Annotated in this window: 8 protein-coding genes; 6 read left to right on the top strand and 2 right to left on the bottom strand. The window is 42.1% G+C overall.

Annotated elements, in window-relative coordinates; all coding sequences use genetic code 11:
- Nucleotides 1–170: 170 nt before the first annotated feature.
- On the bottom strand, nucleotides 171–494 hold the full coding sequence (locus tag SNE26_RS27540) for a hypothetical protein (RefSeq protein WP_321557043.1): 324 nt from the start codon (nucleotides 492–494) through the stop codon (nucleotides 171–173).
- 1,061 nt (nucleotides 495–1,555) lie between these two features.
- Here SNE26_RS27540 and galB point away from each other — a divergent pair.
- The 6 genes from galB (at nucleotide 1,556) to SNE26_RS27510 (ending at nucleotide 10,227) form a co-directional block, all read left to right on the top strand.
- Nucleotides 1,556–3,988 carry a beta-galactosidase GalB gene (galB, locus tag SNE26_RS27535; RefSeq protein WP_321557042.1) on the top strand — a complete coding sequence of 811 codons (2,433 nt, stop codon included), beginning with the start codon at nucleotides 1,556–1,558 and terminating at the stop codon, nucleotides 3,986–3,988.
- A 393-nt stretch (nucleotides 3,989–4,381) separates the two neighbouring features.
- A complete protein-coding gene (locus tag SNE26_RS27530) occupies nucleotides 4,382–5,203 on the top strand; it encodes an SDR family NAD(P)-dependent oxidoreductase (protein ID WP_321557041.1) in 822 nt (273 codons plus the stop codon).
- Between the two features lie 169 nt (nucleotides 5,204–5,372).
- The gene (locus tag SNE26_RS27525) at nucleotides 5,373–6,263 is read left to right on the top strand and encodes an AraC family transcriptional regulator (RefSeq protein WP_321557040.1); all 891 of its coding nucleotides are present in this window, start codon (nucleotides 5,373–5,375) and stop codon (nucleotides 6,261–6,263) included.
- A gap of 107 nt (nucleotides 6,264–6,370) precedes the next feature.
- Nucleotides 6,371–8,818, top strand: coding sequence for a bifunctional YncE family protein/alkaline phosphatase family protein (locus tag SNE26_RS27520; RefSeq protein WP_321557039.1), 2,448 nt, complete (start codon nucleotides 6,371–6,373; stop codon nucleotides 8,816–8,818).
- A 111-nt stretch (nucleotides 8,819–8,929) separates the two neighbouring features.
- On the top strand, nucleotides 8,930–9,799 hold the full coding sequence (locus tag SNE26_RS27515) for an aldose 1-epimerase family protein (RefSeq protein WP_321557038.1): 870 nt from the start codon (nucleotides 8,930–8,932) through the stop codon (nucleotides 9,797–9,799).
- Between the two features lie 89 nt (nucleotides 9,800–9,888).
- Nucleotides 9,889–10,227: a hypothetical protein gene (locus SNE26_RS27510; RefSeq protein WP_321557037.1), complete on the top strand. Its 339-nt coding sequence runs from the start codon at nucleotides 9,889–9,891 to the stop codon at nucleotides 10,225–10,227.
- Nucleotides 10,228–10,693: 466 nt separating this feature from the next.
- Here the strand turns inward: SNE26_RS27510 and SNE26_RS27505 are convergent, their stop codons facing one another.
- The gene (locus SNE26_RS27505; RefSeq protein ID WP_321557036.1) at nucleotides 10,694–12,496 is read right to left on the bottom strand and encodes a hypothetical protein; all 1,803 of its coding nucleotides are present in this window, start codon (nucleotides 12,494–12,496) and stop codon (nucleotides 10,694–10,696) included.
- Nucleotides 12,497–12,515: the final 19 nt, after the last annotated feature.

Genomic DNA, 12,515 nt, shown 5'->3' with positions numbered 1-12,515 from the left:
ACATTTGGTGCAATGGTTCATTTTGTTATTGCAGCAAGGCGTATTAGCAAATGAGATATTAAATATGGTAAACAGCATCACAGTGGTGATGAAAAGAAACTTTTTCATGATTTTTAATTTGAATTTTTAATAAAAAGATACACTATTGAAAATAGGCAGATGTCTTTTTATCAAGCTTTCGGAGGGTTCCAGCAAGTGTTGGCGTAATCGGATAAATTGCCTGCGAGGTAAAGCAAAGGAGCATTGCTATTAATAATAACGGCAACAGGCCCGGCCTTGACAGGTTCAACTTTTAAAAAGCAGCAATTGTTGCACGATAGCAAAGTCACGCACATACCACCGTCACATCCTTTTTGGCCGCCATGATGTTTCTGCGGCATATTAGCCATGTGATGACAGCAGTTTTTGGCCATGTTATTCATAGGCTCTGCTTTTCCTGGTATTGTGGAAATGAGCACCATAAAAATTAACATGATAAAGGCAATTGCTTTCATTGAGTTTTGAAAACGGAATGTTAGAGGAAATAGTATAAGATGATTTGAAATTAATTTTCCGCTATTATACAGAAACCCGAGTTTGAAGATTCATTTTGTTATTTAATCCAATAAATCTCCAGCCTTTAAAATAACTAAGTACTTTTATTTCATACTTACTATACTTATTTGCAACTCATGGAAGAAAAATTGCCTGCCACCCAGGTTAATTATTACTGCACCACCCGATCTAATCGACAGTCACAATTAAAAAAAAGAGCCATCAACAAAAAAAATCATTCATAACACTTTGGGTTGTTCGATAATACTTCAGATTACAGACAAAAAGCAATTATTTCAAAAACAATTGACAATCTGATATATAACTTAAAAATTTAGCATAAGTATCCCTTTTAACCTTTATTACCAAGATGATCAGATTGAAAAAGAGGCCAAACTCAGCACCTACAGGAATTATTCGGATTCGATTAACAGGATCTCCCTTAAAGCGGTAACTTCTCAAAAATGACTATATTTTTAGCTTGTATCAAATTGGGGTAGTGTCTCAGTTTGAATTTATTTACGCATGTAGTAAAATTCCAAGTGAAACGTAGACAACAACTGACTCAAGGGTCATAATAGGAAACATTTTTAACGTATTTAATTTAAGAGATTTTAAAGTAACTATGATCATACCTAAATACAATATAAAATAAACGCAAAGTAAATATCGTAAAGGAATAAAAAAAGTTGGATTTCCGCTAAAAATGAAATATGATATCCAGCCCATTACGCATATAAAAATATACGTTAGCGGAATGTTTAGAATGTAAGTTATAACTATCTTTTTATTCATATTCTGTTATTATTGTTGTCATCACCGGACCATCCAATTTAGCCGATACGAACGAATGAATTGGAATAATACGAAATTGTTTACAGCACCGACCAAAGCCTAAATATATAAACAATATCGAATAGTCGTTCCTTTTCCCGTTGACAATTGTTTTTGGATTCCCTTTGCTTTTGGCCTATTATTTATAATTTAGTGTCCAAAATACATTTAATCCCAAAACGATATTATGTCATCGATAAAATCACACCGTGCCGGGGCTTATAAGTTTGCATGCATCCTTGCCATCCTGACGCTGGCCACGCTTAAACCTTTTGCCCAGAACCGGCAGAAACTTGATTTTGATAAAAGCTGGCGCTTTAACCTCGGCGCTGTTGAAAACGGCGAAAAGGCAACGCTGAACGACAGCAAATGGCGCGTGCTCAATTTGCCGCATGACTGGAGTATTGAAGGTAAATTTTCAAAAGATAATCCTGCCACACCCGAAGGCGGCGCCCTGCCCGGCGGCATTGGCTGGTACCGCAAAACATTTACTGTTCCTGCTTCATCAAAAGGCAAACTGGTTTATATTGATTTTGATGGCGTATATCAAAAAAGCGATGTGTGGATTAATGGGCACCATCTTGGTTTCAGGCCAAACGGGTATATCTCGTTCAGGTATGAGCTTACCCCTTACTTAAACTTTGGCGGTAGCAACGTTATTGCTGTTAAAGTTGATAACTCGGTTCAGCCAAACTCACGCTGGTACTCGGGTTCGGGTATTTACCGCCATGTGTGGCTGGTTACCACCAACAAAACCGCTATTGATCATTGGGGCACATATGTAACTGCAACTGATATCAGCAAAGCTTCTGCAAAAGTAAATGTGCAGGTGCAACTGCATAATGACCAGGCATCGCCGCAGGTGCTCATCAGCACCAAACTTTATGACGCGGCCGGTAAACAGGTAGCCGCCGCGGGCGAAGCTACATCTGCGGCGCAAAATAAAAATGCATCTTTAACGGTAACCAATACCCTTACGGTAAAAAACCCGGTGCTTTGGTCGGTAGAGAACCCATACTTATATAAGGCAGTTACCCAACTGATTGAAGGCAAAAAAGTAGTTGATGAATATACCACCACTGTTGGCATCCGCTATTTTAATTTCGACGCCGATAAAGGTTTCAGCCTTAATGGGAAGCCGATGAAGATCTTAGGCGTTTGTAATCACCATGACCTCGGCAGTCTCGGTGCAGCTATTAATAACCGCGCATTGGAGCGCCAGTTGCAGATGCTCAAAGCCATGGGCTGTAATGGTATCCGTACCTCACACAACCCTCCGGCACCCGAACTGCTTGACCTTTGCGATAAAATGGGGTTTATTGTGATGGACGAAGCCTTTGATTGCTGGGAATGGAAAAAGGCTACTTATGATTATCACCTGTATTTTAAAGAATGGCATAAACGCGACCTGGAAGACCAGATCAAACGCGACCGTAACCACCCCAGCATCATGATCTGGAGTATCGGTAACGAAATCCCTCAACAGGCCGATAGCAGTGCTTTGCGCATTGCCCCGGAACTGGCTGCCATTGTTCACAGCCTGGATAAAACCCGCCCGCTCACCACAGCCAATGACCGCCCGGATACTACCAATAAGATCGTAAAATCGGGCGCTATTGACCTTGTCGGTTATAACTATCACCAGTTTGATTACGCTAAGTTTCATGACCGTTACCCGGGTAAAACGTTTATTGCTACCGAAACTACTTCGGGCCTGGAAACGCGTGGTTATTATGAAATGCCGTCGGATAGCATCAGGGTTTGGCCTACCAGCTATGACAAGCCTTTTGTAAGGGAAGGCAACAATGTTTCGGCATATGACAATACCCGACCGCCATGGGGCTCAACGCATGAAATGACCTGGAAGGTGATGAAAAAGTACGACTTCCTTTCGGGCATGTTCATCTGGACAGGTTTCGACTATCTTGGCGAACCTACTCCATACTCATGGCCGTCGCGCAGCTCATACTTCGGTATCATTGACCTGGCCGGCTTCCCTAAGGATGTATATTATATGTACCAAAGCGAGTGGACCAATAAAAATGTGCTCCACATTTTTCCGCACTGGAATTGGCAGCCCGGTAAAATGATCGATGTCTGGGCATACTATAACAACGCCGATGAGGTTGAACTGTACCTGAACGGCAAATCATTGGGCATCCAAAAGAAAACCGGCGACGACCTGCATGTGATGTGGCGTGTAAAATATGAGCCGGGAACCTTGAAAGCTATATCACGTAAAAACGGCAAAACCGTGTTAACCCGCGAGATCCATACCTCCGGAGCTCCTGCAAAAATCGAGCTGACTGTCGACCGCTCGCAGATCAAGGCCGATGGCAAAGACCTGTCATTTATCACCGTAAAAATATTGGATAAAGACGGTAACGTTGTACCTGATGCTGATAACAAGGTAAACTTTAAGATCAATGGCGAAGGCTTTATCGCCAGCGTTGACAACGGCGATCCGGTTAGTCACGATCCGTTCAAAGCCAGTTACCGCAAAGTATTTCATGGCCTTGCCTTAGCCATTATTCAGGCAAAAGAAAAAGCAGGTACGATCACTTTAACCGCTTCGGCTGATGGCCTGCAAAGTGCTACACGGGTGCTGAAAAGTAAATAACCTCACCCCGGCCCTCTCCTTTAGAGAGTTTAAAGCATAGAAACAAAACCCGTCTCCTGGAGATGGGTTTTGTTATATATAACCAGAAGCTGTTTAAAAACGAATGGAAAGTTAGATGTAGAGACGCATCACATGCGTCTCCCATAGGACAAGCCGCTTTGTAAGTCATTAAGTTCAGGAATTTGCATGCGGGAGACGCATGTGATGCGTCTCTACATTCAAAAACTATCGTTTTTAAACAGCTTCTGAGTTTCTGTCCATATTTACGCTTAATGACACTTTCATTACCGATTAAACGCCCCCGCGTAAAAATGTATCATTGTTCCCCACTTCTGTATAAATCACCGGACTTTAATCACTCTAATTTTGTCTTAACATTTAAAAACAATAACAATGGCAAAGACAATTTTTATTACCGGCGCGTCACGTGGCTTCGGTAAATTATGGGCCGAAGCATTACTGCAAAGAGGCGATAAAGTAGTGGCAACTGCCCGTGATTTGAACACACTGAATGACCTGGTAAATAAATATGGCAGCAATATTTTACCGCTGCAACTGGACGTTAATGATCGCGCTGCTGATTTTGCAGCCATCAGCAAAGCAAAAGAACATTTCGGCAGCATTGATGTGTTGATCAATAATGCCGGTTACGGTTTATTCGGCAGCGTTGAAGAAACTACCGAGCAGCAGGCACGCGAACAAATGGAAACCAACTTTTTTGGTTTACTATGGCTATCACAAGCTGTGTTACCTGTAATGCGCGAGCAAGGATATGGCCATATCATCCAGCTTTCGAGTGTACTGGGACTGGTTACGCTGCCTGTGCTGGGCATCTATAATGCATCTAAATTTGCTGTAGAAGGTTTAAGTGAAACACTGGCCGCCGAAGTAAAAGGCTTTGGAATAAATGTTTCCCTGATTGAACCTAACGGCTTTGCAACCGACTGGGCCGGTGCTTCTGCCGCGCAAACCGTGGCAATGCCCGAATATGACGCGGTAAGGGCAGCTTTCCAGGCTGGTTTAACCGACGATGATATTTTCGGTGTACCCGAAGCTACTACGGATGCCGTGCTTAAGCTGATTGACACAGAAAATCCTCCGTTGCGTTTATTCCTGGGTAAACATGCCCATCCATGGGTTAAACAAACTTATGAAGGCCGTGCTGCCGAGTGGGATAGCTGGAGCGAGGTATCTGCCGCTGCACATGGTAAATAATATGATATAGAATCTGTTATTTAATTTCGCACAAAGCAATTAATTATTATTAATATCAGACTGTTAGCTTTTGGCTTTGAGCATTCTGCTTTCAGCTTCTATATAAATGGTATTCGCCTGACATAATCTACGCCGCATTCCGGCGTAGATTTGTTTAACTTTATTGATCATGCAGCATTTTAAAAATTTAGCCGATATGCACCGCTCAAATGGTTTCCCGATGCCGGAGAACCCACTTTTCAGTTTGTATAGGTGCACCCATACTTGTGGGTTTGGCGACAGAGAATTTACATCTGATTTTTACATGATCGGGTTTAAAAAGCTTAAAGCAGGCCAGATCATGTATGGTCGTACCAAATATGATCACGATAATGGCAGCATGATGTTCATCAAACCCCGGCAGGTGATCCAGTTTAACAGTGTGGAGTATGATGAGGATGCGTTTATCATGTTCATTCATGAGGATTTTCTGAATGGTCATTTTTTGCATAACGAAATAAGTAAGTATGCTTTTTTTGACTATGAGGCAAACGAAGCACTGCACCTTTCGCCATCGGAAGAGCAGATCATGTGGGACCTTTATTACAAGATAGAAGCAGAATATCACAATAACACCGATGAGTACAGCCGCGATATTATACTTACACATATTGATTCTATCCTGAAATACTCGCAACGGTTTTACAAACGCCAGTTCATTAACCGTACAGAGCTTTCGGGTAAAACAGTATCAAAATTTAATGAAGTGTTAGCAGCTTATTTTACCAACGGCTTATTGCTAACCCAGGGACTGCCCTCTGTTAACGCGTTGGCCTCACAACTTAATTTATCACCCCGTTACCTAAGTGATATGCTTAAGCAGGAAACAGGAAAAACTGCTATTGAACTGATCCATATTTATCTTATAAACGAGGCAAAAAACCGTCTTAAAAGTGATTACCAAAGCGTTTCTGAAATAGCATACGAACTTGGTTTTGAGAACTTACCCTATTTTTCCCGGTTGTTTAAAAAAGAAACGGGTATCAGCCCTAACCAGTTTAAAAAACAGCTGGTAAATTGATGAGCTAAGTCAATGCACAGAAAAGTCCAATTTATTCATATTAAGTTTCTGTTAACAGCTCTTTCGGAATAAAACGATTTTGTAATTTTGGCTACAATCGTTTTCTTATGAAACTAAAACTCGTCGTCGGCATTGTTCTTTTATGTGCGGCCTTACAATCCTTCGCTCAAACTCCGGGTAAAATTGAACAAACAGGACAGGTATTATTGCCCAACGGCTGGAAGCTTAGTCCCGCGGGCAGGTCTTTACCGCTTGGCGATCTGCCGTTGAACATGCAGCTTTCCGTATCGGGTAAATTATTAGCCGTTACCAATAACGGCCAAAGCACCCAGTCGGTACAGCTCATCGACCCTAAAAATGAAAAACTGCTTGATGAGGTAGTGGTTAAAAAATCATGGTATGGGCTTGCTTTCAGCCGTGATGAAAAAAAGCTGTACGCTTCAGGCGGTAATGACAACTGGATTTTGGTATTCAACATAGCCGGTAACAAATTAGGCACCCCGGATACCATTAAGTTAGCCCCAAATGCATGGCCTAAAAATAAGGTATGCCCTACCGGCATGGTAACCAATAAAAGCAACAGCCGCCTGTATTCGGTTACTAAGGAAGACAGTACCCTTTATATTATCGATCCTGATAAAAAAGATATTCTGAAACAGGTAAAACTGCCGGCCGAGGCTTACAGCTGCATTTTATCGCCCGATGAAAAAACGCTATACATCTCTTTATGGGGTGGTGATATGCTTGGCTTTTACAACATCGCTACGCAAACGCTCAGCACCATTAAAACCAGCAGCCATCCCAATGAGTTACTTTTAGATAAGAAAGGGAAATTCCTGTACGTGGCCGATGCTAACGATAATGCAGTATCGGTAGTAAATACTTCAACTCGCAAAATAATAGAAACTGTTTCTACTGCGCTTTATCCTACCCGCCTCACCGGCTCAACAAGCAACGGCCTGGCCTTATCACAAAACGGAAAAACACTTTATATAGCTAACGCAGATAATAACTGCCTTGCCGTATTTGATGTTACTACGCCGGGCAGCAGCAAAAGCAAAGGTTTTATCCCGGTAGGCTGGTACCCAACCAATGTAAAAGTGCTGGGTAGTAAAATCCTGGTTTCAAACGGTAAAGGTTTCTCATCAATGGCCAATCCCAAAGGGCCGCAGCCTGTTAAAAAAACAGATAACAGCGGTTACAAGCAGGGGGCCATCAACAGCCGGGAGCAATACATCGGCGGCCTGTTTAAAGGTACACTATCATTTATCAACGGCCCGTCTGATGCCGAACTGAAAACTTATACCAAACAAGTTTATGCCAACACGCCGTTTACCGATAAAATTGCGAAAACAGCCAAAGGCGAAACAGGCAACCCGATCCCCCGCCGGCTGGGCGAAAAGTCGCCTATTAAATACGTGTTTTATATCATTAAAGAAAACCGCACTTACGACCAGGTTTTAGGCGATATGCCGCAGGGTAATGGCGATACTTCACTGTGCATCTTCGGCAATAAAGTAACGCCTAACCATCACGCCATCGCCAACGAATTTGTGTTGCTTGATAATTTTTATGTTGATGCAGAAGTAAGTGCCGACGGCCACAACTGGAGTATGGCGGCCTACGCTACTGATTTTGTGGAAAAAACCTGGCCAACCAGCTATGGCAGCCGCGGCGGCAACTACGATTTTGAAGGTACCCGTAAAGCTGCCTATCCGCGCGACGGCTTTATATGGGATTATTGCAAACGCGCAGGTGTAAGTTACCGTACTTACGGCGAGTTTGTAAGTGATGGCAACCCCGGCAAAGCAAACTTAAAATCGCTTGAGGGACATTTTTGTCTTAAATCTCCGGGCTTTGACCTGAATGTGAAAGATGTTAAAAGGACAGAGATCTGGGCCCATGACTTTGATTCGTTACTAACTATAAATGCCGTACCGCATTTTAATACCGTGCGCATTTCAAATGACCATACCAGCGGACAGCGGAAAGGCGCCATATCCCCCATTGCTGCCGTGGCCGATAATGATCTTGCGATAGGCCAGTTTATTGAGCATTTATCACATAGCTCAATCTGGAAAGAATCGGTAGTTTTTATTTTGGAGGATGATGCCCAAAACGGCCCCGACCATATTGATGCCCACCGCTCGCCGGTGTTTGTAGCCGGTCCGTATGTAAAACGCAACGCGGTGATCCACGGCATGTATTCAACCTCTGGGGTTTTGCGTACTATCGAGCTTATTTTGGGTTTACCGCCGATGAGCCAGTATGATGCCGCAGCTATGCCGTTATATGATTGCTTCACCAGCAAGCCCGATCTTACACCCTATACGGCCAAACCCGCACAGGTTGATTTGGAGCAGCGGAACATAGCGGTAAACGAGAGCAGCAAACGTTCGGAACTGTTTAATTTTGCCAGGGAAGACGCCGCACCCGATATCGACCTGAATGAAGTGGTTTGGAAGTACGTAAAAGGCGAAGCATCCGTTATGCCTGCACCAAAAAGGAGTGCCTTTGTAATTTTAGAACCTAAAAAAGAACAGGATGATGATTGATTTGTTAACTTCGTTGAACCGGAAGTTGTCCAATTAACGAATTCTTAATACATTGGTTTAAGGCCCGGTTTATGATTTATAAAGCCGGGCTTTTACATTAATTATACACCTATGATTACTCATTTAGAAAACGACCACATTAAAGTAGCTATTGACACCAAAGGCGCTCAGCTGAGTTCATTCATCAACAAGGCAACAGGTATTGAACATATGTGGCAGGCCGATGAAAAAATATGGCCATGGCATGCCCCCAATCTTTTCCCGGTAGTTGGCGGCCTCATTAATAATGAACTTTTGGTTGGTGGTGAAAAGTATGCCATGTCGCGCCATGGTTTTGCAAGGCAGTCGGAATTTTTCTTATTAGAGTCGGATGAGACATCGGCAAGCTATTCGTTACCTAATTGCGAAAACACTTTAAAGGTTTATCCTTTTAAATTTGATTTCCAGATATTGTACCATCTTATTGATAACGCGCTCCGGATTACCTATAAAGTGATCAACCTTGATAAAAAATCGATATATTTTTCTGTTGGCGGGCACCCGGCATTTAATGTTCCCTTTAACAAAGGCGAAAACTACGAAGACTATTACCTGGAGTTTGAAACCGAAGAACATTTTAACACCCACCTTTTATCAAAAGATGGCTTTTTTAACGGTGTAACCCATCCTGTACCAACGCCCAACAAAAAACTTTATTTAACCCGCGACTTGTTTAAGGATGACGCGCTTGTTTTTAAAGATCTAAAATCGCGCATGGTAACCATTAAAAGCGATAAACATGATCAAACCTTAGCACTTGAATTTCCTCATTTTAATTATCTTGGCTTATGGGCCAAACCGGGAGCCGATTTTGTTTGCATAGAACCATGGCTTGGCTGCGCCGATACGGAAGGCAAACATGTCGACATTAAAGAGAAAGAAGCTATCCAAAAATTAAGTGTAGGACATGTTTTTGAATCAGCTTATTTTGTTTGCTTATAAACATTGGGGTTACAATAATTTTATACTTCGGTAAAACATTTTTCACACTTTTTCTCTTTCATAGAAAGAATCACTTAAATATTAAAACTATGAAAACTAAAGTTTATTTATTAGCCCTCACCATGCTGCTGTCATTTACAGCGTTGAGTACCTTTGCCGCTGATAGCCACGCGCTTACCCCGCTAAGCAAGGAAGAAATAGCAACCATGACAACCGAGCAAAAACAAGCCCGTGTTGAGGAGATCAAGGCCCGCGTTAACGAGATTAAAGCGATGGATAAATCGGAGCTTACAAAAGCAGAGCGTAAGGAATTGCGTACCGAATTAAAATCAATGAAAAAAGAAGCCAATGCCCTTGGCGGCGGCGGTATTTACCTTTCAGTAGGTGCTATTATCATCATTATTTTGGTATTGATCCTGATATTATAATTTGAATTACCTTGTATAATAAAACGCCTCCGACGAAAATCGGGGGCGTTTTTGTTATAGTTCCCCCATGAATACGATCTCCACAACGTTATTGCGGGTAACCACCAGGGAATCGCCGGAAAAATCATGATGCCGTATAAAATACATTTAGCGGTGATGTGCGGGGCCGCGTTAGTGATAGGAGCGGATACCGTCCGTCAGCTGGCGGATAATGCCTTGTGCAGAATGAGCGGATAACACGGCCCGTTAACTAACGGGAACGCCCATATTTATATATCGATCAAAAAAATATATTTAATAATCAACAACTCGTGTCCCATCATGGTCTCAAATAAAAGTGGACTTTACCCGGATTATGCGATCTGGGAGGTTGAAGACTCACTAAAGCAGGTTATTGAAGGAAAACTGACTCTATGTACTGAATTTAGGGATGTGTTGAAGCAGAGATAAGTTTGAACACTCCAAATCAAAACTTACCCTGATCCATCAGTTTCTTTCGCTCCGCTTTCCTTTTTTGACGTTCTGCTTTGTTTTTTAGGCGCTCCTTTTTGTTTTCGAGATGCTCATCGATACGATCTTTTGTTGCTTTCTGGCTTTTTTCATCGAGGCCAATGCACGGCTTGATCCCCGTAAGCAGGGTTTTCCAAATAGTTTTAAAAAATGGCGAATCTTTAGGCCGTTTATAGATCACTAATGAGGAAGTAAGCTTCCCCTTATCATCAGGATTACTGCGCCTGATCACGAAGAGGTTTGCATATATCGACATGATCGATTTTCTTTTAAAACGATCATTAACCGTATCGGCTTTTAGTAGTACCACCTTTAAATCGTTATATAAAAAATCAACCTTACCTTTAAATACCCTGCTGTTGGCCTGGATATCAAAACTGAATTTTTTCACACTGCCCGATGTCATTTTTACCATGGCCAAGGGCATAGTTGCGGGGTTTAATCTCCCAAACTCCATGGGGCCTAATGTGCCTTTATAACTGAAAGCTGCATCTTCATCGCTTAAATTAAATTTCAATTGCACATCGAGCCGCCCGCGGTTCATAAAATAGGTTGTCAGATCAACAAGGGTAATGTTGTTTTTGGCTATGGCCGATGGATTGTTGGTAATATTATAAATATACCCGCTTGTATTATTAAATGTAACGGTGCCTGTTTTTTGAGATTTTTTATTGAACTCGTTATAGATCACATCAACGTGCCGGATTTTCATGGTATCGATCCTTAAATCAAGATTTAATTTCCTGATCATCATATTGGGGAACGTTTTAACCTTATCCGTTACATGATCTGGTTTTTTACCCGGGTTGGTGAAAGCTGTTATTTTGCCATTTGCCATGGTTAGGCCCGAAGCAGAAACAGTGCGGTATTTGTGATAATTTAAATAGTCGAAATTGTTTAGCTGCACAGAATCGGCCAGTAAGCCCAGCCGGTCTTTCTTGCTTTTATCAAAAAAAACATCCGATTTTGCCGGCTGCATAGCCAGCCCTTCGATATTTAGCCTTGATGTAAGGGTTGAGAGTTTAAGATGTTTGATCTTATAAGTGTACAAGCCGCTTGGTGTTTCTCCGGCGTAGTTATTAAGTTCAGTAATTATGTCTTTGCAATAAAGCAGGCGCGATTTATCATATTGGGTAGCCGAATCTATGAGCAGGTCGTTTGCACTTAAGTTTAGCTCTTTAAGTTTGGAAATGGCCACCTTGTTGCCCGAGTAATCTTCATAGTTCAGGTTAACATCATTAAGCAGGATGTTGCCGATATGGATCGATTTCAAGCTTTTGGAAATCCGCTGCCAGGCTGTACGGCGATCTTTAACAACTGTATCTCTGGTATGGTTTAGCTGGTAGCTTACACTCAGGCGGGGCTCATTGAGGATGATTTGGCCAATATTCAGCTTTTTTTGAAAATAGAGGCTAAATGGATGCACGTGATTAAGTACCAACCGTTTTACCTTAAGCTCAACCAGGGTATTTGGGGCCAGGCGTAAACGCTTTTTTTGATTATAAACTGTTGTATCAGGTTTAAGGGTTATATTGTAAATAATGATCTTACCCTGCAGGATATGAAGCTCAGCATCCGAAAAATCGGCTTTATAAAGGCTGTCGCTGCTGCTTAATACCACATCCTTTACCTTGTCGGCCAAAATGGGCGACCAATACCTGTTTACCACTACTGCCAGCAGCAGTATCACGATAACCGGTATCAGCACAAATTTGAAAGTCTTTTTTTGCCACTGGTGCCTTAAAAAATTTAATGCCATTTACCGGTTGTTACTTTTT

This window comes from Mucilaginibacter sp. cycad4, assembly GCF_034263275.1.
Lineage (GTDB): Bacteria > Bacteroidota > Bacteroidia > Sphingobacteriales > Sphingobacteriaceae > Mucilaginibacter.
The sequence above is the reverse complement of the archived record's forward strand: the minus strand, read 5'-3'. Positions and strand labels throughout refer to the sequence as shown.

Excerpts from the sequence above, each read along its gene's own strand:
- SNE26_RS27520 (WP_321557039.1), top strand. The coding sequence starts at position 6,371 with ATGAAACTAAAACTCGTCGTCGGCATTGTTCTTTTATGTGCGGCCTTA.
- SNE26_RS27505 (WP_321557036.1), bottom strand. The coding sequence starts at position 12,496 with ATGGCATTAAATTTTTTAAGGCACCAGTGGCAAAAAAAGACTTTCAAA.
- SNE26_RS27530 (WP_321557041.1), top strand. The coding sequence starts at position 4,382 with ATGGCAAAGACAATTTTTATTACCGGCGCGTCACGTGGCTTCGGTAAA.
- SNE26_RS27525 (WP_321557040.1), top strand. The coding sequence starts at position 5,373 with ATGCAGCATTTTAAAAATTTAGCCGATATGCACCGCTCAAATGGTTTC.
- SNE26_RS27510 (WP_321557037.1), top strand. The coding sequence starts at position 9,889 with ATGAAAACTAAAGTTTATTTATTAGCCCTCACCATGCTGCTGTCATTT.
- galB (WP_321557042.1), top strand. The coding sequence starts at position 1,556 with ATGTCATCGATAAAATCACACCGTGCCGGGGCTTATAAGTTTGCATGC.
- SNE26_RS27515 (WP_321557038.1), top strand. The coding sequence starts at position 8,930 with ATGATTACTCATTTAGAAAACGACCACATTAAAGTAGCTATTGACACC.
- SNE26_RS27540 (WP_321557043.1), bottom strand. The coding sequence starts at position 494 with ATGAAAGCAATTGCCTTTATCATGTTAATTTTTATGGTGCTCATTTCC.